The organism is Acinetobacter halobius (assembly GCF_044130335.1).
Classification (GTDB): domain Bacteria; phylum Pseudomonadota; class Gammaproteobacteria; order Pseudomonadales; family Moraxellaceae; genus Acinetobacter.
On record NZ_JBIQOD010000011.1, the window covers coordinates 71,909 to 97,494 of the forward strand.

Genomic DNA, 25,586 nt, shown 5'->3' on the forward strand with positions numbered 1-25,586 from the left:
TTGCATAAGAGAAATACGCATGTTCTTCATGCATGAAAAACATGCGTATATGTATTATGGAATCATTCGACGATATCGTTGTTTTAAAGCAATTTCACCACCTTCCATAATTTCACAAACTTTCTGCCTCACTTCTGCATCCTGCAAAGCTCCAGCAGAGCCAATCATGATTTGACCATGACCTTTTAGTGAAACTACGTATTCAGAGTCTCCATTGACTACAATGTTTGGGTTATGAGTTATTACAATGATTTGCCTTTTATGTTTGTTTTCATTTAATTTTTTTACAATTAGACTTGTAATTAAACCGTTATCTAGATCATCCTCGGGTTGATCCAAAATAAGCGGCTCTGTCCCGTAAGACAATAGGAATGAAAGAATTGCAGAAGCTTTTTGACCAGCGGAACCTTGAGATACATCCTTGAATTTTTTTCCATCGTTAAATTTGATTGTTAGCTTATCTTCAGGGAACCATAGTATTAAATCATCAATAGTACTTGGCGGTAATTGTGAAAAATAATCAATGAATCTCTTACTTAACTTTGTGTTAAGAATAGTTCCTTCTTCATATTTATATAGTTGTGATTTGAAGTTATCAAGTATTTCGTACCGTTTATCTAAAAATTCGTTTATATCATTTAATTCTCCTGATTCATTAATTATTTGATTTAAGTTGTACAAAATCCCAGTTTCTTTTTCGGTATCATAAATATCAGAGACAAATGTATTGTCATTTTTATGTATTTTTTTCCTAAAATCTCTTTCAATATCTCTTTCATCTGCAAGTGGAGATATTTTAATTTCAATTGCATCATTATCTTTTAAATTTGTTTTAATAAAAGATGCACGATTTTGGGTTAGTTTTTTTCTTAAATTTACTATTTCGTTGTATAGTATATTAATAGATGAGTTAATTTCTTTGTTTTCTTTTTCTGTTTCATCAAGGTCTAAAATATTTTTTTCGATCATATCTCTTTGGGTTAATAGAATGTGATACTGATCAGGGTTTTTAATATTTTCCTCGTTAAATTTACTATTTAAATTTTTATAATCTAAGTTGATTTTTTTGGAATTTTCCATATATGGGGACGTACTATAATAATTTATAAAATTGTTTAAACCGTTACGTATTATAGATGATTGTTGTTGTATTATATTTGAGGAGTTTTTAACAGTATTGTCGAGTTGGTTTAATTGATCTAAAAGTGGTTTTTCATTAATATTATTAGAGTCTAATATGCTTAAATAGGATAGGTTGATTTTTATTTGGTGAAATTTATTCATTTCTTCAAGTAGAGTTTGATATTCATTTATGATCTGATGGATAATTAACCCTTTGTTTATATTGTTGTTGTATGCTTCAAATATTGAACTATGACCTGAATTTTCAATAGTTTTAATTTTATTATTGATATCAAATAATTGTCCTTGTAACGTAGGTTTATATTGAAGTTTCACTTGTAATTCTCTTTGTCTATTTCGAAGAGTATTAAAGTGGGATTTTTTTTCGTTCCATTCCATTATCCATTGTTGATAATTAACGTTTGATGATTCATCAATTAATTTCAACAGAGAGTTTGGGTTTTTAGCTAATTCAAAAATTTGTTTTTGACTATAAATCTTTATTGGAAATCTACTCTTCACATCACCTGGTTCTATAGTCCATTGATTGCCATCCCATCTTGAAATTTTAACTTGATTAGATGAGTTATCCCAGTGAGTTTGATAGTAGAGGCCATCACGAATATACATACACATAATATTTGTATTTGGGAGCATGACACCTTCATCGTTTCTTTCATTCCCAGATTTCTTGAAACTTTCAAAAGTTCTTTTTAATTCATTATCTGCAGCAAGTTCTGAGAGTTCATTACTTCTATCCATTCCAATTCTAATAAATTCTAAAATTGAAGATTTACCACTACCTCGCCCTCCAATTATTGAATTCATCCAAGGATTAAAGTCGATTTGCAGGGGTTCCTTTCTTCCTGCATATTTTGCGTTATTGATTTGTATGCTATGTAAAAGTGTACTGGAGTATTGATTTGGATTTTCATTTTCTTGAAGATCATCGAATCTCTTTATTGACGTATTTCCATCAATTAGAGCTAACTTTAAGCCATCAATACTTGGCGTTGACATTTTTACCCATGTGTAACCTCTGCCAACATCATTTGGGTGATGCGAGTCTGAACCTATGACGGATGGTTTTTCAGAGTTTATATTTTTATATTTGGATAATGGGTATTTATCATTTTCTTTATTTGGAAAAATAATTTCTACAGCATGTATTTCTTCTAAAATACTAGTTATTGTTCTCGCATCTTGTGTACATAAACCAGCAGGACGATCAATGTGTGCAGGAATTGCAATACCGCCAAATTTTTTAATTTCTTTAATTACTTCTAATGCACTTTTATCTGAAACCGTTTCATTCTGGCCATGTTGGCCTCGATAACCTGCAGCACCTACTATCGCCGAAATTTCAGAACCTGTTTTTGAAGGATCAAATATTCCTAAAATATGAACATTTCCACTTGCTGTTATTTCCACGCCTGGAAATATATGTATCTTTTTATTCGTTTCTTTAAATATTTCCTCGGCAGCTATCTTTAGTGAATCTATTCCATCACCAGAGTTATGATCTGTAACAGCTACACATTCAATACCAGCAGCAATGTAATCATTTAACCATTCTTTAGGTTGAGGGAAAGTTAAGGATTTGTCTCCCTTTCCATAGTCGCAAGAATTTGGCGTGTGTGTATGAAAATCAAACTTCCACCATTTTGATCCTACTATATTCACTTAAAAAACCTTATAAATTATATAAATAAAGTTAGATTAATGCTTTGCGTGTGAAAATCAATCTGTAAATTCTTGTTTTTAGTCTTATATATTTTTATTGAATATAATTATTTAAAAGAATTATGTGATGTAGAGCCGTTAAATCTCTTATCTGAGCTACTCTAAATACTTCAAGCATGCATGCCTTAATTTACTCTTGAACACATTGTAGGCAGATACTTACACGCACATTAGTATTAATATTATGAGCGTTGCAGGCAGTGAGGATGACTAAGATCGTAATACACACTAAAAATTTCATCATCTAATGTTTGTTTGCCTCTAAATCCAATTGAGTAGTCAATCCGCCACTTTTAGCATAGCTATGAGTGGCTTTTTCAACGATCCATTTCAGCTTATCTACCTCAGCCTTAAAGCCCTGTAGATTGATTGGAGACTCAGTACTGATCTCAGGTAGCCCATAAGCTAAATTGATGCTGAATTTCGCCATTTGACGCTTAATCTCAGCCATCTTCGAAGCACTTGCTCGTTCCGCTTCAGCTTTGTTCGCAAATGTCCCTTTTAGGTGTTTAACCTTGCCTTTGTCACCATTCACCACCTTTTCACGTTTAGCTTTACCAGTGTCCTGATAACTGGCTGATACACCAGTATGGTCGGACTCACGATCCTGTTCACTGTAGCGGAATTGGTCGCCACTGTTCCTGGTCAAAGTGATGGTGGGTAAATCTTTACCTGAAGCGGTTTTGGCACTGCCTGCAGTAAAGATTAAAAGCCGATCTTTTTTCACCGCCATTTCCGCACCATTTTGTTTGGTCAACCGTTGCAGTAGGTTGAGATCCGACTCATTGGTTTGGTCAATATGGCTTAAAGTAATCGCCTTTAGAGCTGCTGCCATGACCAGCGTCAGTTTATGGTTTTGCGCGATTTCAGTTGCAATCGCACCAAAGGTTTTGCGGTGGTATGACTTAGACTTCGCTTCTTTGATATTACTTTTAAAATTGGCACTGGATGCCTTAATGGTGATTTGATCGGGCGTACCAGACCATTCAGTCTCATCAACAATAAAGTCGCCTTTATCGTGTAAGCCTTCACCTTTAAAACCCATCAGACAATTCAGACGTACACCACGTTTTGGCAGTTGTAATGCACCGTCATGGTCATCGAGCACGATACTCAATTCATCTGCTTCATTGGCGCGATTATCTGTCACAGTAACGCTTAAAATTCGCTTAGAAATAAGCTCATTTAACGGTTTATTGTCTGCGCTAATCATACAAATAGGCGTTTTAATCATGCTGAACCTTCTTGCTGTGGAGCAGATTGCATTTCAATGCGTTCATCATCAACACGGCTCAACTTGAGGGTGTAATCAACCTTACGCGGGACACCGTTGTCCATCAAAATAGATTTGGTTTCGTCGATGCTGTCGATGACAAAGACACCGTATAAATAACCTGAACCATCCATCAACACATAGCCTTGTCCTGTGTCGGCCATGCTTGCCAATTCATCCAGCGCAAAGCGTGTACCGAAGCCATATTCCTCATAAATGAGACCAGGCATTGTCACCGTGTCTGAACCTGCGCCAGTGAACTGCTTTTTCGCACGTCCATTGGCCACGGCATTTTCGGCATAGCTCCATGAGCGTTGGCGTTGGATCTCTTGAAAGGCCAATGTACTGGTCTGAAAAATGAATTGTCCTAAACTCATCAACATGATTGTCCCCTTAATCGTTGTCGCTATAGCTGCGGACGTTGCTTGGTTGTTGCATGCGCTGCGCCTTGGCCACTTCGATTGCCACCAATTGTGCTAAGGCATTTTCATCCATACCCGGTGCAGCATAAATATTAAAAATTTGCTGCACTGGAGCTGCTGTTGCAGAGACATTTTTGGTACTGGCTGAAATAGATGGACGTTGGTCAAAACTAAAAGCACTGGTATCAAAAAAGCCCAACATATCCTGACTGGCTGTACCGATTGCGTTGCTGGCTAGATGGCTATTGTTTGAGATCCCGTTCGCCAAACCTTGCATGTTGTATGCCCCCAACTGTGTAAAAACACGGGAGGGGGAGTGGATGCCAAAAGCACCTTTTACTGTATTGGTGACTTGAGCTGCAGCAGCTTTTGCCCTACCGATCACACCCGCAATGCCGTTACTGATCCCGTTGGCCAGTCCTTGCATGAGCATTTGGCCAAAGCCTGTGAATGTACTTGGCAATTGCACCCCAAAGTAATTCATCACGGCAGCAAAGGCGCGATAAAACAGTCCGATCGGAGACCAGTTCAAAATGAAGGTGGTAATTTTCTGAAGGGCAAGCTGAAAAAATAAAACGATCTTTTGCGTGGTCGTCATGCCTGACGTACCAATCGAATTCCAAATGTCCGCAAAGAATTGTTTGATTGAACCCCAATTGCGATAAATCAAATAGGCTGCCGTGGCCAAAAGTCCGATCGCTAAAAATAGAGGGTTGGCCATCATTAAACGACCGACAAAAAAGATGCCTTTACCGAGCCACATAAAGGCCGATCCAATCAGCTTGATGATATTAATTAAACCGAAGCCTTTGGCTCCCAGTACGCCAAACGTCAGACGCAGTAAAGCCATTGGACCGAGTATGGTCACCAGTGCAAGCGATAGCGCACTAAACGCAGCGAGCAGAATCACGATAATCGCAATGGTCTTCATAATGGCATTCGATAATTGAGGATTTTCTTTAGACCAGGCTCCCAGTTTTTCAGTCATATCCGTTAAGCCAGTGACGACTTGCTTTAGTTCAGGTGCGATCGCAGCACCGAAGTTTGTCATCGCACTGGTGAATGTTCCTGAAGCAGCATCCCATAGATTTTTTAAGGTACCGAGCTGCTCATTAACACGTGTCTGTAAGTCGGCTTGAGCATTCATTTTTGCCAATGTTTCGTTATAGCCTGCTTTGCCTTTGTCGATCAGTAGGTTTAAGGCTTGGATGGTTTCTGCATCATTGCCGAACATATCCGACAAGATCGGTAAACGTGCTTCGGTTGAAAGGCCTTTGAGTTTTTCAAGCTGCTTGAACATATTGTCCAGTCCACCAAACTCACCTTTACCATTGGTAAAGTTCATGGACATACCTGAACCTTTCAAGGCCTTTTGAATACCTTTACTGTCCATCATTGAGGCAAAAATCTTACTGTAAGCATTACCTGCAGATTCACCCGCCATAGCTGCTTGATCTGCCATGACCAAGAGGGGAGCCATCGCCTGAGCGCCTTCTAAGCCCTCGGCTTTAATCGTTTTCATCCCTGCCGATAGTTTGGAAAAACCTTGCAACATGTTGGTGGAGTCGACACCCAAGTAATACGAACGCTGAATCGTATCCATTAAACTGAGCATGTCTTTTTCTGAGGTTTTGGTGGCATCCTGCATTTTTGCCGCAAACTCAGCAGCATCTTCAAAAGGCATTTTCAGTTGTACGGCCAAATAACCCGCAGCCTGACCAACACCGCCAAGAATGGCTTTGTAGCTGATCCCTTGCTGGACGAGCTTGGCCATCATTAATTGGAAGTCTGCCGTTGTACCAGGAAGCTGTGTGCCTAACTTATTGGCCAGCTCATTGATGGCTGTAAATTCATTGGCCACTTGGCCATTCGATTGCATCATGGAGACTTTTAAAGTCGTTGCTGCATCTTCTGCTTCAGCAAAAGCTTTGATTGGGACACCTAAAGCACCCGCACCGACTGCAGCGGCTGCACCTGCACGTACTCCAGTATCAGAAACTTTACCAATTAAGTCCTGTGCATTTTTATGTTGCCGAACGAGGTCATTGAGCCGTTTTTGACTGGCAACTTGTTTATCGAGTTGAGTTTTTTTGCGTTGTAAAGCTTGAGTCGCTGTATCCACTTTGGCCTTTAAATCACGTTCATCACGACTCAGGGATTTGGTACTGATACCTGCTTGATTTAAGCCTGTACGAAGCATCTGCAATTGCCGAAGCTGATCTTGCTCTGCCTGTTTTAAATCTCTAACCGTTTGTTTGGCTTTTTCAAATTCTTTAGTCATTGCCCGAGTGGGTTTGGCAACATTGGCATGCGCTTGGGCAAGTTGAGCAACGGTCTGCTGTGCCGATTCTAAGTCCTTTTGAGTACCTTTAAGCGCACTGGATAAACGACGAAAAGAGGTAATATCAGATTGAGACTTGCTCAATTTCTTTAATTCTTCACGTTGGGTACGCAAAGCATCAGAGGTCTTTTCACTTGAACCCATGATGTCTTTAAGTGGGGCAGTGGCTTTGTCCACCAGTTCTAACATGGCTTTTAGGCTAATTTGACTCATTTGCTCTCTGTTTCCCAACGTGCCCGCGCACGTTCATGCCAATCCATCAATTCATCCAGTTCATAGTCATCACAGACGTCGGGCGTCCAATGGAACACCACGGCTAAATCTGCAATGACTTCATCGGTACTTATTGGAAGTCTTCGTCCTCGGCCTTCACAAAAAAACCGATCACTTCCTTTGACAACTTGGTGAGATCCGAAGGTGCCAGTTCATAAACGTCATTTTCAGTCATGGTTGGTGTGGTAATACGTGGAGCCAGTTTTGCCAAAGTGTCGACGTCGAGTTGCAGCACGTTCACCAATGTCAGTCCACGAAGGGCACGGGTTTTGGGTTTACGGATCACGATTTCGGTAATGGTCTGCTCACCGCGTTTAAAGCCTTCATCAAAGATGATGGTGCGGAGGTTTGGGGCTTGAATCGTGTCTTGGTTTTGTTGCTGTACTTCAGGTGTCATGTCATGTGCTCATTAAAAATATGGGGAGAGGAAAAGCCTGGTCTTATAGACCAAGCAATTCTTTGATGGTTTGTGCTAAATCCGTTTCACCGAAACGTTCAACACCGTTAATGAAGTCCAATTCGACTTCAACCACACCATCCACTTCCATGCGGTAATAGGTATAGTTGTAAGACATTTTGATCTCTGTCTTTTCGCCATTTTTTGAATCACCAGGATCAAGTTCAATCGCTTGGCCACGGGTATAAATTTCCACGATTTGCGATGTGCAATTGTCTTGACGCTCATACATCCCGACATAACGAACAGGGAGATCCGAAGTGCCACAGACTCCTAACTGGCGGTACTGTTTGACATCAAAGCCTGCATATACCACTTCACCCTCAAGCTTTTCGTAGCCAAATGACAAAGCGATGTCACCAATCATCCCCGCGCCACGATAGTCTTCAGTTTTCTTGGTAATTTTGGGAATGGTGACGCTTTCTGCGACACCTGCCCATGAATGTGTATTTACGAACACATTAAAATTTTTCAAAGTACGTGGAAGCATTGCATCCAGCTCCTATACGTTAAGCCGCGTTATTGATAAGTTGATCAAAGTTGACCAAATAACGGTCGGTAATGCGTTGATTGAGACCTAAGTTTTCCAGTGTTGGAACTGGGGTGTAGTCATAGTCAATCCACATCAAACCTTGCGATAAGTTTTCAGTGGTATTTTCAGCAGGGTCATACCAAACCGAAGCTCCAATCAAGCGTTTGGCATTTACATGCTCAGTCAATTTGGCATTGATCGAATCAATAATGTCTTTGGCCAAGAAGGGCGTAAGGGGTTGGTCGACAAATGGAAAACAGCCATTGATGATGGTGTCTAGCAAAAACTGTGCAGTTCGGGTCGCCACTTCAAAAGCAAAACGTGGATCATCAGAACAGTTACGGTTACCCCAAAAACGAGCACCATCATGCAAAATCATCGTGGTGATCTCATTGCTATTGAGGTAGCCAGCATCGGTGTCGGGGTCCTCAAGATCCCACGTAATGGGTTGGCTAATGCCCGTTGGTCCTGTCACTGCGATATTGGAAAGTGACTTATGAAAACCGACTTTTTTGTCAGTTTCGGCACGTAGTGCTGCGGCAACGACAGCAGCGGTTAAAATGCCTGATCCGTATTTAAGTGCCATAAGTTAGAGCCCCATGAAATTAGAGTCGCCTAAAGAAACAAGTTCGGCAGGACTGGCAAGAGATAACCCTGTGTTTTGATCAAGGAATAATGGGAAGATGTCATCAGCAGCTTGGCTATTACGCTTTAAAATAATGCGAACAGGTAAGTACATTTCTTCACCTTTTCCACCATCGACATAATTAGACTTAATTTGGAAATGTCCAAAACCTCCGCCAGCGTCTACAACCATTACTGATGGTTGACGATTAGCTAAGATTTGGTTGATGAGATTAAAGAAAACACTAGGAGCATTAGGTTGTTCTGCAGTTCTAACTACAGCATTACTTTCTAGTTTGTTCCCTTGAATATAGAGATCATAGGTTAGAGAGCCTTGGGTTATTATTGAGTCTTGCCGAATGTAAATTCGAGTCGCTGTAAGTTCGGTATCAATATCCTCTCCAAGTAGAACATTACCACTTGTCCATTCAGGCCAAATCAGTTCAATTTCGCGAAATGCCAACATGTTTCGGAAGTTCACCACATCTTCAGGATTTTCAAAAATAACGCCCTGGTCATCGCGGGGGGTAATGTAAGAATAGGCACGTAGCTTTTTACAAATTGCGCCCAATGCATTTGCAACGTCGATGGTTTCAGTGTCAGACACACAAATGATTTTCGGGATAAGTCCTAATTTTGATTTAACCGTGAGTAGGGCCTGTAACCCTGTACGCTGTCCATTATCAACTGTTGTACCAATGACTAGAGATTGATCAAACTCTTCATTTATAAATGGATTGGCAATGCGAATGACAACTAATGTTGGGGAGGTGATTGCGGAAATGATTTCGAGATTTTTACGTAAATTTCCCGTTGCACCAGCTTTTGGTAAAACACGATTAATTGAGGTAACCAATACAGGTGTATTTAGCGGAAATGTATCTTCATCTGCATCATCCGCATACGCTAGCATGGCCATAGTGTTGGTATCAGCATTGCGAATAGGAATTTTTCCTAGAGCGGATTCTTTCGCTGTAATACCGTGGTGAAACTCTGTCATGATGACTCCATAAAAGTTGAATTACTTTTGAAATCATCATGAATTGAAGGGGGCTATTTTTCTATGTGGTGAATCCTGAATAAGCTTTAATCAGGATTTTTGATTCTATGCAGTACGTTTCCATGCATCGACGATAATAGATTGTTGAATAATATTGTGTGCTTGACCGCTGCCAATTTCTTTCGTTTGTAAATTTGAAGCTGCATCTGTTCTTGTACTCAAAGATGGTCTTGCTGAACCTGCACTATCACTGGTATTTACATCAATATCCATTTTAAATTTTGGAAGTTCCGCCACGGTAAGTTGATGATTAAATTCACCACCAGTATTCTCTAAAGTTTTAAGCCAAGCAGGTGCATCTGCATTGGATTCTAATGCACGACTGACCAAGGCGTGTCCATCTCCGAACTTTTCCCATTCTCCAAAACCTTTATGCTCCTGAACGGCATTTGAGTCTTCAAAAAGGGTAGTGGTGATAAATAAATCTCCAACCTTAATGTCTTCTTTACGGTTGATCACATCCATCATTTCATTCAGCTTTTGCTCTACCCAAGCTTGGGTGGCTGTATTGGTATGAGGATCTACAACCAAGCTGATGTTATTGGCAGCTACGCTTCTAATGTCAATGGAAACGGATAGTTCTCCACCTGCACCATCTTCAAAAACTGATTTGTACCCACCATGGTAATTACCAATATAAACCAACTGTCCAGTTTCGTCCGTAAGACCAATTTCATGAATATTAAAGCCACCAATGTTTGCACCGACGGTTGCTTGAATACGAACAACATCGTCGATCACTTCTAGGTGCTGGATTAAAACACTGGCTTTTTGATTGACCAACTGCGTACGGTCAATTGCATTTAAGGGGTCATAGGGCACACCATTGGCATCGCCAATTACTAGATTTTTTAAATTTAGCGGTGCAGACTCATGCGCTTGGGCAATGAGATCTGAGCCATAAGTGGTCAAAGTTAAATAATATTTAGAGCTCATACATTATCCTAGATTGCTTCCATATAAACCGTTTCACCTGTGATACATGCTCCACCGAGCCATAAATAGCCTTCAGATTGAACATGTGCAGAAATGGAATAGTTATCTCGTGCAGATTTGGTCGCTTCAATTGCGGTTTGAACTTGTAACAGTTGATCAATACTAAGTAGGTGGAGTGGGTCGATAATCACCACGAAAGAAAAGGGTTGGTGCTTGGGGGTAAATTCGTACCATGCTTTGATTTGGAAATGACTGACTACGGTACTGAGCAGGCTTTGAATGGACGATCGTGTTCCGCGCTGCGCATTAAAGGATTGGCTTTGCTGGATGGCATTTCGCTTTTCTTGCTCATCCCATTCAGGTAGCCAATATTCGACACGGTGTTGCCATGCAAGCCACGGTAAATGAGCAACAGGACAACGATCAATACGATGTAAATCGACAAAAGGCACTGAAAGGTTAGAAATTTTTTCACCAAGCTGCTCTATGTTTTTTTCAAGTTTGGTTGCATTGGGAGGCAATAGCTTAGACATCGCGGAACTCCACAATATTGATTGTTACACCTGTACATTTTGAATATTTATTCTTCGGCAAAATAATATCTGCAGCGGGACTATTCAGAAGGACGTTTTGAACCCCACCTTGATGTAATGCATGAAATAGCCCGCTGCGAGCAACGTCATAGCCAAGCGCAGAAATCTTTTCGATATACGCTTGGGCATCTGCTTCGGCAGCTGCTTTGACCACGGCAGAATCAGGACCAGGGAAAAGCACTAATGTGGCATTCAATTGCCATTCTTGAACAGTTGCCGCTTTGACATGCACTTCGTCTGTAAACGGACGACGCGTATCAGGATCAAGCGATAGATCGACTGCATCCAGTAAAGTTTGGGGGGCAAGCTCATCCATATGGCTTTGAACCCAAATATTGACATGACCTTCTTGTGGCGTTTCGACGGAGATATCTTTGACGTGGCCATGCGCACTCAGTCCCCAAAACTGATATGCACCCACTGAGCCAGCAGACATGCTTTCAGGCTGTAAATGTGTTCGACGACGTAAAGATTCATCGGACTCCATCACTGCTTCAATAGGCGGATTTGCATTGGGCTGTGCAGGATGAATCGTCAGTCGATATACACCACGATTGGCAGCTAAATGGTCTAAATCCGATCCTGTTGCATAGGCCAACATAAGTGCTTTGGCTTTAGCATTGATTTGGCCAGTTTTAAGCAAAAGACGATAGGCGAATGTTTCGAGCACCTTAACAATCGGTTCACTTTCAAAATTAAGTGCCTCGGCAAGCTCAGGATCACGCGCCAAAATATCATTTTTGCATTGTTGAAGTTCGTCCTCAAAATCGAGCTGCTCGAGGACGTTTGGAAAGGGGAGTGACGAAAGGTCGACTCGATTGAGAGAACTCATTTTTTAAACCATCCATGCTCATTCATAATTTCTTCAGGTATTTTTTCGATCTCAAACTTTTGCCCATTCGGAAACGAAAAAAATAGAATTGGTCTCTTATTTAACTGGTTAAGCACATTCACGATTGATTCAATCTCTGATGGATCTTGTATAGAGATATGGATTAAGTCCCCATCTTGAAAAGATATAATTTTTTTAATTTCCATGTTATTCATGCAGCAGCTCCAATAGTAAAGGCTTGAGAAAATGCTTGTTCGCGATATTGGCTGATGTAATTTCCAATGATAGTAATGTCCCAAGCACTGGCTTGATCTGTACTTGAAACTTGAACTTGCTTAATTTTGATACGCGGTTCAAAACGAACGACCGCTGTTGCTGAAGCATTCATGATTTTGAGTTTGGTAAAGTCATTGCAGGGTTGGTCAATCAGATTCGGTACCAATGAGCCATAGTTGCGACGGCACAAACGTGTGCCAATCAAAGTGGTTAAAAGATCATGTAAAGATTGCTGTAAATGAGCAGGGAGTTGGCCATTATCTGAAATCGCTCTGCCTGTATGACGAGACATACCTTTCATGGTTGAGGCTCTCCTGATACGCTATTTCCACTTTGTACTTTGAGATGTTTATGTCCAACTAAACTAATGGTTTTGGCTTTGACATCGACATCTGATGAAATGGTTTTTTCAGCATGAACAGTTCCAGTAAAGACTGTTTCAGGCACATCAAAAGTGCATTTATTGAGTTTGAAAACGGCTTCGCCTGAAGCAATATTGACCTTAAAAAAATACTCACCGATTTGTACAAATACTTCATTTTGATCTGTACTCGGAGGTGGGAATGCTTCAGAGAAAAGGCTGATTTGTGGTACCGCACTGGTAAGCTCACCGCCTTGTGCAGATACGGAAAATTGCTCTCCTAACGAGGGGCATCGCCAAATTTTGACGATGCCTGCAGCCATCGTTGGAATGGGAATCCAATCCGTTTCATTTTCATCAATTTTTAGGCGCATTTTCCATGCAGATGCATCGACGGCAATGACTGTACCGATGCAAGCGAGATTCTGAAACTGGCGTAAAAGTTGATTATTCATGCTCATATAAACGTAGATTGCCCATGACCGAAATCATGGGCAATTTAGTTTTAAAGTGCGAGGAGCTGTATCCTGATTAACGCTTATTCAGGAATTTAAAAATTGGTAATAATAAGTTCTTTCCCGTTATTTTCATCTTGAGAATTACAGTTTAATGACCAGCGTATTTGTTTGGTATGAAAGTAAAAGCCCTCAAAAAGTTCTCGGACTGCAGGGACATCATTTAGGCTCAGAATGAATTTACCTTTAATATTTTTGAGTAAGTCTCGCAATTTTTCAAAGTCAGTACGGCTAAAAATATCTTTACCATAGTAATTTTCACAATTGTAATAGGGCGGATCCAAATAAAATAAGGTATCAGGGCGATCCATTTTACTGATTAAAGTGTCGAAATTTCGGTTTTCGATATTAACCTTTTGAAGGCGTTGATGGATGGTCGACAATACAGTTTTTAATTCGTCTCCTAGTTTTAAATGTGGTTTACGTTCCACATGGGAGAAGAAATTTGGCTCTGCAATTTTCGCCCCAAAACAAGTGCGAAGCAGGTAATAAAAACGCGCTGCGCGCTGAATATCTGTTAAGGATTTACTATTTTCAGCCTTCAATCGTTCAAACTCTTCGCGGCTCAAAAGTTGCATTTCAAATTCTTTTTCGAGTGCATCAGGATGATATTTAAAGACGCGATACAGATTGATTAGATCGCCATTCACATCGTTAATGGTTTCCAGTGTTGATGCCGATTTTTTAAAGAGCACCCATCCAGCACCACCGAACACTTCACAATAATGTTTATGCTCAGGCATCATATCAATGATGGTACGTGCCAGTTGTGATTTACCACCTAACCAACCTGAAAATGAACGACCTGAAGCGTTATACGTTGGTTTGGTTAAAGTATTCGGGTTAGTTTTCGGGGACATAAGTCATCTCCGTTGGTAGCTCTAGGCTATCTAACCTGACGCTCTAGGCGTTCCAATGATTGACCGCTCGACAACGAGGGCATTTGATTTCAATTTTTACTGTAATTTTTTCAATGCGACCCAGTAATTTTCCGCATTTACATCTAAGTTCGATCATATTAATAAGAATTTTTGTATTTCTGATTGAATCCAATTTTCATCATCTTTACTGAAGCCGACCAATTTCCGAATCGGGTATTGTGTGGCCTTGGCAAATTTATTCGGCTTAATATTTTCACCCTCTTGGTGAACTTTGGCCACAAATGCAGTACGTCCACCAAAACCGACGGCAGCATGGTCAGATGAATATTCCGTTTTAAGTTGCTTTCCAATGTTTTGAAACAGCGCACCTTGACGCTTAATCCGACCGATTTGATTGCGCTTGCGTGGAATAAATCGATAGCCATCAGGATCACGCTGCTGCTTGATTCGATCACGATGCCGAACTCTTAAACCTTGAGCCAATCTACGCATTAACTCTCGTCGTTGTCCTGGTTCTAAACGCAGGGCAATTTGGTCAAGCCAATGGTTTAAGCCAACGATCGCATCCACTTATTCAGTTCCTACTGGGACAAATTTATCCTGATCATCACTCCAAACCATTTCGGGGCAAACATGGTACCCACTTTCACCTGAAACAATTTTGTCACGTTGTGGAAAATCAATTTCAAGGTCAAAGGTATTGGTATCAATAATTTCGCTGCTAAACGAAATTTGAATGTCCTTTTTTGCCGCATCTAAATGCAGATTTTTAGACTGTAGCCAATTGCGCAACAGCATCAGGACTTCCACTGGATCACCACGATAATCCAATAATAAAATCCGAACCGTATATTCCATGTAGCCTTGAGCTTGGTTGCCATTTACGATGAGTAAATGGCATTTGTCTTGACTCATTTCAGGCAATTTTTCTGCAAGAAATGATTTCAAAGGGATAAGGGCTTTCATACCTTAATTATCCAAGGCCGCATAATTGAGCTGATCAGCCGTGCGAATTGTCCAGCCTTTACCGTAGCGAGGCCAAGTGCTCAAACTGGTGTAATGCTTGAGTTTTGCAGCATTGAATTTCATTAAAACATCATTCAGGTCTGCTTTTTTGATGGCTTTAATGGTCATCGGGCCAATGATCCCATCTTCGGCCATATTGACCGCTTTTTGCAGTTTACGCTTGGCCGTTCCCATGCCTGCATTCACGGCAAAGTCCCAAACCTGAAACACAATTGCAGAATGAATGTCATCGGCATTAATCCGATCCCACCAATCACGCTTATAAATGGCTTTGGCCTGATCTAGGGTTAAGTTTCGGATATCTAGATCAGGATAAGTCATGGCTGAAATGCCGTACTTAGTCCCTTTACATTGGCCTTTACCAATCACACCCGTTGTCCAGTTACCGCGATCTTTGGGATCGTCTGTAAAATTACCTTCATGGCCAATCAAGCGATCGAATGCTGTATCAAAAGTAAGACTCATATTTTGAGATCCTTATTTGAATAGTGCTGAAAAGGCTGCTTTCACTTCAGCGATAATTTCACTGACAGTTTTGCCTTTCCACAACTGTAAAGATTGATACCAAATGCCGATCATCAACATGCCAAATACCGCAAAAATCAGCATGACAAAACCTTGCGACATCAGGGTGTAAGAGGTGAGTTGGTAATATTCAATAAAGGCAGAACCACCATATAAACTGATGGCCACACTAATGGTGAATTTTAAAACCACACCTACTGTGATTTTGATTCGACCTTCCGTGTCGATGTCGCCACTTAAAATTAGTGCCAAAATTGCACCTAAAATGGCAGCAGCAATTTTTAATAACCACGGTAATCCTTTAATTGAAATCGGATCATTCATTGATTTCCCCTTCGGGGCTGTTATGCGCTCTAACATAACTTAATCCCATAATTTAAGTGTTTGGGTGGTAGATGTTGTTATCGCTTCAGGCAAAACCACAGCTTGGTGCTCAACTAAAATGACACTTTCAAGTGTCGGATTTAGCTCAATCAAGTCTGCTAAAACCTGAACCGGGTTATTCGGAAAATAACGGGTAGCAATTGAATCAAGCGTGTCCCCTTGGACGGCATAAACGGTAGTCATACCAGTTTGATCCGATTGCGTTTTTGATTGGTTAAGTCTGCGATCGTGTGGTTGACCACTCGACGCAATGACTGCGTTTTTGCTTGTTGGTTTTCACCGCGCGATTGACCTGCCGTGGTGGTATCAAAATCCAAATTGTCTTCACAAATCAGTGCTGCTGTTTCATAACAGACAGCACGTTTGTATTTGCGGATCTGCGCTTCAGTCTCAATTTTTAGCAACAGGACTTGATCATTAATGATGTCCATTGCCAGTGTGATTTTTTCGGCAAGCAGATCCTGACCTTTGGACTTGTCTAAACGAACCGTTCCGAGCAAGTCTGTGATACTGACGTTTGGACGGTCAGCTTCAGGGTTTTGCACCACCTGTTCAGAAATGGGTTCATTTAGCAGCATGATCCTTACTCCGTAGGCGTAGAGTCGGTGGACGCAGGATCAGACTCAGCAGCTGCCGAAGCAGTCGTTGAATCTGCCTGCGAGCCGACAGTGGCGTCGGGAGACGACTCGGTTGATTGCTTGTTCAACAGTTTTTCTAGTGCTGTAACTTCTTTTTTACAGCCGACTTTACTGTTGAGTCGCAACGCATTTTTATAAGCATTCAGGGCTTCTACAGGTTGAGCTTCATTGAGAGCATCACCTAATGAACGGAAAATCTTGGCGCGAACTTGATCGACCATCTGTTCTCCGACACCAAGATCAATGATTCGCTGAATCACTTCCGCATTCTCAATGGCGAGATCAATATCGTCATTAAAATCACTGGCACATTGCTCAGTAATAAATTCTGCAATACCACGGCTATGACCTTCAGGCATCACCATGTCATTTAAAAGGGCATACTCAGCAATACGGACGGCTAATTCATATTGACCCGCATCGACTGCCCAAATCATTAAGGTCACTAGTGAGGTGTTTTGAGCTGAAGGTGAAATTGCGAGGCAGCCGTCGATATAGCCGTAATATTCAGGTAACCATTGCTTTTTCAGCTCAATTTTATCCTGCACCGATTTATTGTCTTTCAACTGGTTCAAATGATTGAATAAGCGAAGCTCAATATTAGCCGTCGGTGTTGTTGCATCTGTATCCGCTTGAACAGCAGCATTTTCAGGAGCGGTTTCTAATCCTTTGGCCACTCGTTTTTTTAGCAAGCGTGGATCAGCGCTGAGTTCCATTCTCAAACGCTTTTCAGCTAGTTTTTTTTCACGATCTTGACGCATTGAATTTGACATTAGGCTGTTACCTCAATGTTTTCGATGAGGACGCATTTACTGTAGTCTTCGACCACAAAGTCTTCATTCACAGATTGGAAGTCAACCGCGCGATCCCATTCAGGTTGCTCAACGATAGAACGATTCAAAGTGCCTGACTGCAGATAAATCGAAAGGTTATCAGGCGTGGTAATCAAAATCGTTTTTGCAGGGAATTTCGGAACGTGCATAGCAGGCAAGGTGCCGAGTTGCTTGTTGGCATAAATGGTTCGTGCAGCCAGCTGCTCGGTTGGATCTTGAATGGTATTTAACAATGGCAGATATTTGTCACTTAAAATGCCACGGCCACAAATGGCAATCAGACCACTTTCACGGTGCTGTTCAGCAATATATTCTTCAACGGCAAACTCCACCAAGCCATCGACGGTTTTGAACTCATGGGTTGCACCGATCGCAGTGACCAATTTACCCGTACCATCGTCTTTACCTTCATAATGTTGCTCAGGGGCAAGGTCACGAATTTTTTGTAGCCAACCTTTTTTCACGTCTTGCAACATTGGATTGGCTACACGGTCGGAGGTTGGAGCACGATATAAACCATTAAAGCCAATACATAGTTTGTCTAATGCAATCGCTTTAATCACCATTGCCTGTAGCTTTGCTTTAAAGTCAGGGTGATGCTTCCACGCATTTAACAATGACCAGTAATAAGCCACGTCATAGTTGGTTTGGGTACAGTCATACTCATCCAGTAAATCTAGATTTCCAACTGGAACAGGAGTACGCGCTTTGACACGTGTGTCCGTGGTACCTGCGACGGTTGTACCTACTTGCAGACCGATTTTTTCCCCTTTGGCATTATCAACAGGGAATACGTTGATCATCTTTAAGAAGTCTGCAGATTCTTGATAAGCCGCAATAATTTTTTGTTCAGGTACAGGCTGAACCGCAAAGGTATGACGTGCATCTTCAACATTATTGGCACGTGCAATGTCTGCGATATAAGAGGAAAGTTTTGTCCGTGCAACTGGACTGAGAACGACTGCCATAATTGATTATTTCCTAGATGATTGAATTAGTATGAAACCTGGTCGGTATCACCACCGCTTGCAGCGGGAGGCAGGTTCACAGCAGTGGTTGAGAGCTGAGTAATCTGCGTTTGCATACCTTGAATCGACAGAAGAATTGGGGCTAATGCTTGGCTGAATTGGTCACTTGCACTAGGCACAAGTTGTTCAACTGGAGCAACGGGCGTAGTGGTTTGTTGGACGGGTGTAGTCGCAGGTGGAGCCGATAATTTGCTGAACTTTTCATTCAGGTCTTTAATACCATTTAAAGCCGTCACTAGGCCTTGAGTCACCACCGCTTGAAAATCGTCAGGCTGAGCAGGAATTTTCGGTTGGCTTGGGGTGAGCAAGGTTTTAAGCTGCTCAAAAAAGCCTTTTTGGTCATTTGGAACTGAATTGTCTTGATCAGTTGGAGCTGTCAGGGACATAAAAATCTCCACGTTGGGTTGAGTGCGTAAGGCAAATTGATTCGATGAAAATTTAATGGGTTCAGTACCAAGCGAAGCAGGAGTATCTGTTAAACCAAGGCCGACTTGATAGGCGATGCCAGTCCCCGCAAAGTTGCGATAGAACTCAATTGATGGATAAATTTTCTGACCTTTTTTATTCATCGCCACAAAGTTCGGTAGGGCTGAAAGGGTGTTATAGAGCACCCATTTACCATCCTCTTGTACGGCTTCAACTTTGACGATGTCGCCATAGGCATTGAAAGGTGGTTCAGGTGACCATCCTGAATAATGCTCAAGGTTGATTCGAGCACCATATTTTTCCAGACTGTAACTTGCACCCATCTGCTGAATTTCTTGTCCAGTGAGTTCTCGTCCATCGACTGTTTGACCTTCACGAGCTACACGAAAGCGTTTTTCTACACGTCCTTCACCTGCAAGTCCCATATAAATTTCCATCTATGTTTCTGATAAATGCAGTCTGCTGACTAATAAACTTGCTCGCAATTAGTCCAATCCTGAATAAGCCTTAATCAGGATTTTTTGATTCATAGCTTTCGTGGTCAAAAGGCTACATTAGGCACATGAATACGACCTCACCTATTACTTTTGATCAATTAAATCCTCGGCAACATGGACGAATCCTGTTTGCTATGGGGATGTCTGTATCTGAAATTTCAAAGCAACTTGATGAGAATCGTTCGACCGTTGAAAGCTGGAAACAGCGCGACGGTTGGGAAAAGGCGGATTTATTCGATGATGTGACTTTAGGCCTAAAAGTTCGATATATGGCTTTGACTTTCATGGATGGTAAGAGCAATGCGAATTACAAAGAAATGGATTTTATTGGGAGTCAGTTTGAACGTTGGGCGAGAATTGAGCGTTATCGTGAGGGCGGTAATCAAACCGATCTCAATCCAAAACTAGAAAATCGTAACGATAAACCGAAAAAACGAAAACTTAAAAATCAGCTGACCGAAGATGATCTCAAGTTGCTCGAGCAAGCCTTTGAAGATTTCTTATTTCTTTACCAACAAGAGTGGATGCAGGCGATTGAGGAAAGTGACATCTTCATTTTGCTTAAATCGCGTCAGATTGGTGCGACCCATATCATTGCACTATGGGCATTGATTGACTTGCTCAAAACTGGAAAGAATAAAATTTTCATGTCGGCATCTAAGGCGCAGGCCTACCAGTTCATTGAATACATCAAAGCCTTTGTACTTGAAGTTTGCGGGATTGAATTGACTGGTGATCCAATCGTGATTAACGGTCCAGTTAAGCAAGCAACGGTTTACTATTTGGGAACCAATGCCCTAACTGCGCAAGGCCGTCATGGTGATGTAATCATGGATGAATTCTTTTGGATTCGTAAATTTTTACAGTTCAAGAAAGTGGCCAGCGCGATGGCATCGCAGAAAATGTATAAAGAAATTTATATGTCCACGCCATCCAGTATTTTGCATGAAGCCTATAAATTTTGGACAGGTACGGATAGCGGTAGAAAGTTGCCTATCGAAATTGATGTCAGTAAAGCTGCACTCAAAATGCCAGTGAAATGTGCGGACGGAAAAACCCGCCAAATTGTGACGTTGTCGGATGCGGAAGACAAGGGTTGTGATCTGTTTGATCGTCAAAAGCTACTTAATCAATATGGCGATGATGAATTTTCAAATCTATATGACTGCGAGTTTATTGATGACTCAGGCTCCTATTTCCCTCTCAAAATAATCACACCAAATATGGTGGATTCATGGCAAGTGTGGAAAGACTTTAAGCCGAATGAGACTCCGCATTATCAAGGTGAGGTTTGGTTAGGCTATGACCCATCTTTTACAGGGGACAATGCAGCGTTAGCAGTTATTGCTCCACCACGTACTCCGCTTGAACCCTATCGAATCTTAGAGGTGAAACAGTTCAAAGGACTAAGTGCCCAAGAACAAGCGCTGTATATTAAAAAAGTGTGTGGGCGCTATAACGTCACGTTTATCGGTATTGATAACACAGGTAATGGTATTGCCGTGGCTGAGCACGTGGCTAAGTTTTACCCTGCACTAACTCGCCTGAACTATAACCCCGAACTTAAAATTCGCATGGGATTACGAGCGAAAGAGTTGTTTCAAAAAAGACGTTTGCATTTTGATGCTGGTCTCACCACGGTGGCCAAAGCATTCCTTTCAGTCAAAAAAGCATTAACAAGCGGTGGTGGCAACAAAACATTGATCACGACACGGTCAGCAGAAAACGGTCATGGTGATATGGCTTGGGCAATCATGAATGGATTAGAGAACGCTCCAATTGTCGACACTATTGATCCATCACAACAAGGCGTACAACGTAGCCGAATTCGAGTATTCAAATCATGAACTTAAAAAGTTTAGTCCCTAAAGCTTTACAACGGTTCAGCTCACCCGCAGCTGCTCCAATGGAAGCCCCAAGTAAAAAATCCATCGTTTGTAGCAACTTTGGCCAGCCGGAACCTGTTCTTGATGGTCATACCTTGTTTGAGTATGGCTATTGCCCGAAATGGCAGGACTGGTATGAATTACCTTATGACATGCTGGCCACTGCTAAATTGTTCAGAGCTACCAGTCATCATACCAGTGCCTTGATTGTGAAGCGTAACATCCTAACCAGTGATTTCATTCCTCATCCATTGTTAAGTCGACATGACTTTAATGCCTTGGCACTGAACCTTTTAACCTTTGCAAATTGCTATGCGAACATCAAAAGAAATCGCTTTGGTGGAATTATTGGACTTGGATCTCGTCCCGCCTTAAACATGCGGAGAGGTTTGGACTTATCCAGTTATTACCAACTGGATTATGATCAAACCCACAATCATGTATTTCAGCCACAGGATATGATTCATTTATTTGAATCAGACATTGGGCAAGAGGTATATGGTATCCCGAATTATCTGAGCAGCATCAATGCGATTCTTCTCAATGAATCTGCGACGTTGTTTCGTCGACGTTATTATAGAAATGGTGCACATGCAGGATTTATTCTGCATATCACAGATGCCATGCATACTCAGGCAGATGTTACTGAGCTTGAGGATGCACTAGAGAATTCAAAAGGAGCAGGCAATTTTAAAAATCTATTGCTCTATACACCAGGAGGGAAAGAAAAAGGGGTGAATGTCATCCCACTGGCAGAGGTCGCGGCTAAAGATGAATTTTATAATATTAAAATTGCAAGTCGAGATGACCAATTAGCAGGGCATCGTATCCCACCTCAATTGATTGGTGTGGTACCACAAAATGCGGGTGGCTTTGGTGATGTTGAAAAGGCTGCAAAAGTTTTTTATTACAATGAAATTATTTACTATCAAAACCTATTGAAACAGATCAATGAAAGACTGGGCGATGAAGTGATTAAGTTCAAACAGTATGAGCTGTTATCTACAAACGTGGCGTGAATAGCCACCTATATTTTACTAAAAAAAGCAAAGAAATAATGTGGTAATAATGTTTTAATTCAATTGTTTATATCTAAGTTGGCTATCATTGGTCAGCTTTTTTTATGCCTGAGATTTAATTGGTTTCCGCCTCCAGTCTTGGAGGACTATGATCAACTGCGATGGTAGGCAATGGACATCTTCTTTGATTCATTAAATATCAAATTTTCAAAACACAGCAACCAATAATTTCACCTTTGCCCCATGACCAAACGCAATCTCCTCTCCCGCCTGCGCGGTTCCTAAATATCGCGTTTTTGATGCAACAGCATAGAAAACCTAGCCCCTATGATCTAAAGGGCTTAGAGGCGATTCTATGGCTACTCAGTGACGCAATTTGATGCATATAGATGCGTATTACTTTATTTAAAGCTTTTTCTATTTTAAAAGGGCTTTGTTGCATAAAGATTTTAAAGATAGAGCTTTCCTAAGTTGCTCAAATTTAAGTTACAACTTGGGTATGAGGTCGGCCTAATTCTGTAAATTTATTTAAAATGGCTATACGGGCATGTACCTCATTGACTTGGCTTTGAAAGTTCCTAGCACTAAGTTTATCTCCTAATAATTTGATGCAGTGCATCTTGGTTTCAACCAGACTTCGCTGATAGTAGCCCGACCATTTTTTCCATAGTGTCCTGCCTAAATGTTTAACTGTTCGAAGTAATTCATTTCGCTCTAGCGAGCTGCTTTTTGTATCTTTCCATGGTTTCGCATTTTTTCTAGGTGGAATCACTGCGTGTGCTTGCCGATCTGCAATAACCTGACGGCATTGCTTGGTGTCATAAGCTCCATCGGTATAAACAGAGTCAATCTGTTCATCTTGTGGAATCTGATCGAGTAAATCACCAAGTACCTGTGAATCACTGACATTATTGGTTGTAAGCTGAACAGCTCGTATTTGTAGGGTTTTAGCATCTATACCAATATGTAATTTACGCCATTGGCGATGATATTCAGGCTGATGTTTCTTACGCTTCCATTCGCCTTCACCTAAAAATTTTAAACCCGTAGAGTCGACGAGTAGGTGTAACCCATCACGACTTTTCTGGTAGCTAATTTGAATATCAATATACTTTTGTCGTCTACAAAGCGTCGTGAAATCTGGTGCTGTCCAATCTAATCCACAAAGTTTAATTAAGCTTTGAACAAAGCCAGTAACCATGCGTAAAGTGAGTCTAAATAGAGATTTAATCATCAAACAGCATTGAATCGCTATGTCGGAGTAGGTTTGACTTCGACCTTGTTTGCCTTGAGGTTCTGCATACCATTGTGTTTTTGGATCGAACCAAATGGCAATATTCCCACGATTAATGAGAGCTCGGTTATATGCGGCCTAATTGGTTGTGCGGTAGATTTTGTGTGTAGGCTTCTTCATTTGGAAATTATATTGCCGAAGAAGCCCTTAAGAACAGCTTTGTGCAACAAAGCCCAATAAATCTACCTATTTGATTTTTTTGAAATATATTTAATGTAATGTTCAATATCTTTTCTTTCATACCCTAGAAGATAACCGATTTCCCGCTCTAACTCTAAATCTATTTCCTCTTTTGTGAACTTAATTTGAATTAAGGTGAAAAGCTTGTCAGCACTTAATTCTTCATTGGGAAGGAAAAAAATATATACACTTAATTTTTTATTAAGATGTTTATGATCAACTTGTTCTAACTTTAATTTTATTTCACCAAATTTAACTGGGTCTTCGAATTCTGGTGGGAAAAAATCAAATAATGCTATTTTTTTTCTGTTCGATCGCATTAATTCAAGTTCAATTTCTTCATGTGGTCCGATGCGTGGATTCTTACTCATACTAATCTCAATTTTAATAAAGGTATAGGAGTTGAAATACAACTCCTATAGATACTAGATTTTAGTTATCTAGTTTTTATAGGCTTTGTTGCACAAACCTACCGATAAAGTCTTATTCGGCAATATAATTCGCAAATGAATAAGCCTACGCCTAAAATTTATTGTACAACCAATTGGTCATCCTACAATCGCGCTTTGATCAATCGTGGTAATCTAACAATTTGGTTTGGTCCTGAGACTCAATGGTATGTGCAGCCACAAGGCAGGCATGGTCGAAATCAAACTTATTCCGACACAGCCATCCAATGCTGTTTAATGATTAAATCCTTATTTCGTCTGTCTTTACGCATGGTCACTGGCTTTGTGAAAAGCCTGATTAAACTTTGCGGATTAAATTGGACAGCGCCAGATTATTCCACCATTTGCAGAAGACAAAGGCATATTGATATTTCGATTTGTTATCAAAAAAGTAGTGATGGGCTCCACCTACTTATCGACTCCACTGGTTTGAAATTTCTAGGTGAAGGTGAATGGAAACGTAAGAAACATCAGCCTGAATATCGTCGCCAATGGCGTAAATTACATATTGGTATAGATGCTAAAACCCAGCAAATACGCGATGTTCAGCTCACGACCAATAATGTGAGTGATTCACAGGTACTTGGTGATTTACTTGATCAGATTCCACAAGATGAGCAGATTGACTCTGTTTATACCGATGGAGCTTATGACACCAAGCAATGCCGTCAAGTCATTGCAGATCGGCAAGCGCATGCGGTGATTCCGCCAAGAAAAAATGCGAAACCTTGGAAAGATACAAAGATCAGCTCGTTAGAGCGAAATGAATTACTTCGAACAATTAAACGTTTAGGCAGGACACTATGGAAAAAATGGGCAGGCTATCATCGGCGAAGTTTAGTTGAAACCAAGATGCATTGCATCAAATTATTGGGGGATAAACTCTGTGCGAGAAACTTTCAAAGCCAAGTCAATGAAATTCATGCACGTGTGGCAGTCTTAAATAAATTTACGGACTTAGGCAGACCTCACACCCAAGTTGCCACTTAAATTTGAGTAGATATGGGAAATCTTAATTTTTAAATCTTTGTGCAACAAAGCCTTTTAAAAGTCGAAGTAAAAATGGGGTTACAAAAGTTACGCCCATAAAAAACAATATATAAACACATGAATAATAACAGAAAAAGTTGTAACCTTTATGGGGTTACATGAGGTTACAG

Annotated in this window: 30 protein-coding genes and 1 pseudogene; 3 read left to right on the forward strand and 28 right to left on the reverse strand. The window is 40.9% G+C overall.

Annotated elements, in window-relative coordinates; all coding sequences use genetic code 11:
• Window positions 1–54 precede the first annotated feature (54 nt).
• From ACE01U_RS11005 to ACE01U_RS11130, 26 genes are all read right to left on the reverse strand, one after another.
• Window positions 55–2,805: a TrlF family AAA-like ATPase gene (locus ACE01U_RS11005; protein WP_395579453.1), complete on the reverse strand. Its 2,751-nt coding sequence runs from the start codon at window positions 2,803–2,805 to the stop codon at window positions 55–57.
• 304 nt (window positions 2,806–3,109) lie between these two features.
• Window positions 3,110–4,099, reverse strand: a complete 990-nt coding sequence (locus ACE01U_RS11010; RefSeq protein ID WP_395579454.1) for a contractile injection system protein, VgrG/Pvc8 family — start codon at window positions 4,097–4,099, stop codon at window positions 3,110–3,112.
• A complete protein-coding gene (locus ACE01U_RS11015) occupies window positions 4,096–4,521 on the reverse strand; it encodes a phage tail protein (protein ID WP_395579455.1) in 426 nt (141 codons plus the stop codon). Before ACE01U_RS11015 ends, ACE01U_RS11010 begins: the two co-directional genes overlap by 4 nt.
• Before the next feature lie 10 nt (window positions 4,522–4,531).
• On the reverse strand, window positions 4,532–7,114 hold the full coding sequence (locus tag ACE01U_RS11020) for a phage tail tape measure protein (protein WP_395579456.1): 2,583 nt from the start codon (window positions 7,112–7,114) through the stop codon (window positions 4,532–4,534).
• Complete coding sequence (locus ACE01U_RS11025; protein WP_308463952.1) at window positions 7,111–7,248, reverse strand: GpE family phage tail protein; 138 nt, start codon at window positions 7,246–7,248, stop codon at window positions 7,111–7,113. Before ACE01U_RS11025 ends, ACE01U_RS11020 begins: the two co-directional genes overlap by 4 nt.
• Window positions 7,245–7,571 (reverse strand): phage tail assembly protein, encoded by a 327-nt coding sequence (locus ACE01U_RS11030; protein WP_395579457.1) that lies wholly within the window; start codon window positions 7,569–7,571, stop codon window positions 7,245–7,247. The genes ACE01U_RS11025 and ACE01U_RS11030 overlap by 4 nt, the downstream gene beginning before the upstream one ends.
• Window positions 7,572–7,614: 43 nt before the next feature.
• Window positions 7,615–8,121, reverse strand: a complete 507-nt coding sequence (locus ACE01U_RS11035; protein ID WP_151707221.1) for a phage major tail tube protein — start codon at window positions 8,119–8,121, stop codon at window positions 7,615–7,617.
• A 19-nt stretch (window positions 8,122–8,140) separates the two neighbouring features.
• Entirely contained in the window at window positions 8,141–8,749 is a 609-nt protein-coding gene (locus ACE01U_RS11040; RefSeq protein ID WP_395579458.1) for a phage tail sheath C-terminal domain-containing protein, read from the reverse strand.
• 3 nt (window positions 8,750–8,752) lie between these two features.
• On the reverse strand, window positions 8,753–9,787 hold the full coding sequence (locus tag ACE01U_RS11045) for a phage tail sheath protein (RefSeq protein WP_395579459.1): 1,035 nt from the start codon (window positions 9,785–9,787) through the stop codon (window positions 8,753–8,755).
• A 105-nt stretch (window positions 9,788–9,892) separates the two neighbouring features.
• Complete coding sequence (locus tag ACE01U_RS11050) at window positions 9,893–10,783, reverse strand: phage tail-collar fiber domain-containing protein (RefSeq protein WP_395579460.1); 891 nt, start codon at window positions 10,781–10,783, stop codon at window positions 9,893–9,895.
• An 8-nt stretch (window positions 10,784–10,791) separates the two neighbouring features.
• Window positions 10,792–11,316, reverse strand: coding sequence for a phage tail protein I (locus ACE01U_RS11055; RefSeq protein ID WP_395579461.1), 525 nt, complete (start codon window positions 11,314–11,316; stop codon window positions 10,792–10,794).
• Complete coding sequence (locus tag ACE01U_RS11060) at window positions 11,309–12,208, reverse strand: baseplate assembly protein (protein WP_395579462.1); 900 nt, start codon at window positions 12,206–12,208, stop codon at window positions 11,309–11,311. The genes ACE01U_RS11055 and ACE01U_RS11060 overlap by 8 nt, the downstream gene beginning before the upstream one ends.
• The gene (locus ACE01U_RS11065; RefSeq protein WP_395579463.1) at window positions 12,205–12,423 is read right to left on the reverse strand and encodes a hypothetical protein; all 219 of its coding nucleotides are present in this window, start codon (window positions 12,421–12,423) and stop codon (window positions 12,205–12,207) included. The genes ACE01U_RS11060 and ACE01U_RS11065 overlap by 4 nt, the downstream gene beginning before the upstream one ends.
• The gene (locus ACE01U_RS11070) at window positions 12,420–12,785 is read right to left on the reverse strand and encodes a GPW/gp25 family protein (RefSeq protein WP_395579464.1); all 366 of its coding nucleotides are present in this window, start codon (window positions 12,783–12,785) and stop codon (window positions 12,420–12,422) included. Before ACE01U_RS11070 ends, ACE01U_RS11065 begins: the two co-directional genes overlap by 4 nt.
• Window positions 12,782–13,300 carry a phage baseplate assembly protein V gene (locus tag ACE01U_RS11075; RefSeq protein ID WP_395579465.1) on the reverse strand — a complete coding sequence of 173 codons (519 nt, stop codon included), beginning with the start codon at window positions 13,298–13,300 and terminating at the stop codon, window positions 12,782–12,784. Before ACE01U_RS11075 ends, ACE01U_RS11070 begins: the two co-directional genes overlap by 4 nt.
• Window positions 13,301–13,395: 95 nt before the next feature.
• On the reverse strand, window positions 13,396–14,220 hold the full coding sequence (locus ACE01U_RS11080; protein ID WP_395579466.1) for a DNA adenine methylase: 825 nt from the start codon (window positions 14,218–14,220) through the stop codon (window positions 13,396–13,398).
• A gap of 43 nt (window positions 14,221–14,263) precedes the next feature.
• Complete coding sequence (locus tag ACE01U_RS11085; RefSeq protein WP_216070289.1) at window positions 14,264–14,377, reverse strand: Com family DNA-binding transcriptional regulator; 114 nt, start codon at window positions 14,375–14,377, stop codon at window positions 14,264–14,266.
• Complete coding sequence (locus ACE01U_RS11090) at window positions 14,374–14,811, reverse strand: phage virion morphogenesis protein (RefSeq protein WP_395579467.1); 438 nt, start codon at window positions 14,809–14,811, stop codon at window positions 14,374–14,376. The genes ACE01U_RS11085 and ACE01U_RS11090 overlap by 4 nt, the downstream gene beginning before the upstream one ends.
• Window positions 14,812–15,207, reverse strand: coding sequence for a phage tail protein (locus ACE01U_RS11095; protein WP_395579468.1), 396 nt, complete (start codon window positions 15,205–15,207; stop codon window positions 14,812–14,814).
• 3 nt (window positions 15,208–15,210) lie between these two features.
• Complete coding sequence (locus ACE01U_RS11100; protein ID WP_395579469.1) at window positions 15,211–15,732, reverse strand: glycoside hydrolase family 108 protein; 522 nt, start codon at window positions 15,730–15,732, stop codon at window positions 15,211–15,213.
• A 12-nt stretch (window positions 15,733–15,744) separates the two neighbouring features.
• A complete protein-coding gene (locus ACE01U_RS11105; RefSeq protein WP_151707233.1) occupies window positions 15,745–16,116 on the reverse strand; it encodes a hypothetical protein in 372 nt (123 codons plus the stop codon).
• A gap of 39 nt (window positions 16,117–16,155) precedes the next feature.
• On the reverse strand, window positions 16,156–16,359 hold the full coding sequence (locus tag ACE01U_RS11110; RefSeq protein WP_395579470.1) for a tail protein X: 204 nt from the start codon (window positions 16,357–16,359) through the stop codon (window positions 16,156–16,158).
• Complete coding sequence (locus ACE01U_RS11115) at window positions 16,356–16,754, reverse strand: head completion/stabilization protein (RefSeq protein WP_395579472.1); 399 nt, start codon at window positions 16,752–16,754, stop codon at window positions 16,356–16,358. The genes ACE01U_RS11110 and ACE01U_RS11115 overlap by 4 nt, the downstream gene beginning before the upstream one ends.
• A gap of 5 nt (window positions 16,755–16,759) precedes the next feature.
• On the reverse strand, window positions 16,760–17,587 hold the full coding sequence (gene gpM, locus ACE01U_RS11120; protein ID WP_395579473.1) for a phage terminase small subunit: 828 nt from the start codon (window positions 17,585–17,587) through the stop codon (window positions 16,760–16,762).
• On the reverse strand, window positions 17,587–18,615 hold the full coding sequence (locus ACE01U_RS11125) for a phage major capsid protein, P2 family (protein WP_395579474.1): 1,029 nt from the start codon (window positions 18,613–18,615) through the stop codon (window positions 17,587–17,589). The genes gpM and ACE01U_RS11125 overlap by 1 nt, the downstream gene beginning before the upstream one ends.
• Window positions 18,616–18,641: 26 nt before the next feature.
• A complete protein-coding gene (locus ACE01U_RS11130; RefSeq protein ID WP_395579475.1) occupies window positions 18,642–19,526 on the reverse strand; it encodes a GPO family capsid scaffolding protein in 885 nt (294 codons plus the stop codon).
• A 137-nt stretch (window positions 19,527–19,663) separates the two neighbouring features.
• On the opposite strand from ACE01U_RS11130, the gene ACE01U_RS11135 reads away from it, so the two are divergent.
• Entirely contained in the window at window positions 19,664–21,445 is a 1,782-nt protein-coding gene (locus ACE01U_RS11135; RefSeq protein ID WP_395579476.1) for a terminase large subunit domain-containing protein, read from the forward strand.
• Complete coding sequence (locus ACE01U_RS11140) at window positions 21,442–22,503, forward strand: phage portal protein (protein ID WP_395579478.1); 1,062 nt, start codon at window positions 21,442–21,444, stop codon at window positions 22,501–22,503. Before ACE01U_RS11135 ends, ACE01U_RS11140 begins: the two co-directional genes overlap by 4 nt.
• Before the next feature lie 481 nt (window positions 22,504–22,984).
• Here ACE01U_RS11140 and ACE01U_RS11145 read toward each other — a convergent pair.
• Both ACE01U_RS11145 and ACE01U_RS11150 read right to left on the reverse strand, forming a co-directional pair.
• Window positions 22,985–23,917, reverse strand: a pseudogene (locus ACE01U_RS11145) (IS5 family transposase).
• 62 nt (window positions 23,918–23,979) lie between these two features.
• Entirely contained in the window at window positions 23,980–24,348 is a 369-nt protein-coding gene (locus ACE01U_RS11150) for a hypothetical protein (protein ID WP_395579479.1), read from the reverse strand.
• Window positions 24,349–24,483: 135 nt separating this feature from the next.
• Here ACE01U_RS11150 and ACE01U_RS11155 point away from each other — a divergent pair, with 135 nt between their 5' ends.
• Window positions 24,484–25,416 carry an IS5 family transposase gene (locus tag ACE01U_RS11155; protein ID WP_395579480.1) on the forward strand — a complete coding sequence of 311 codons (933 nt, stop codon included), beginning with the start codon at window positions 24,484–24,486 and terminating at the stop codon, window positions 25,414–25,416.
• Window positions 25,417–25,586 lie beyond the last annotated feature (170 nt).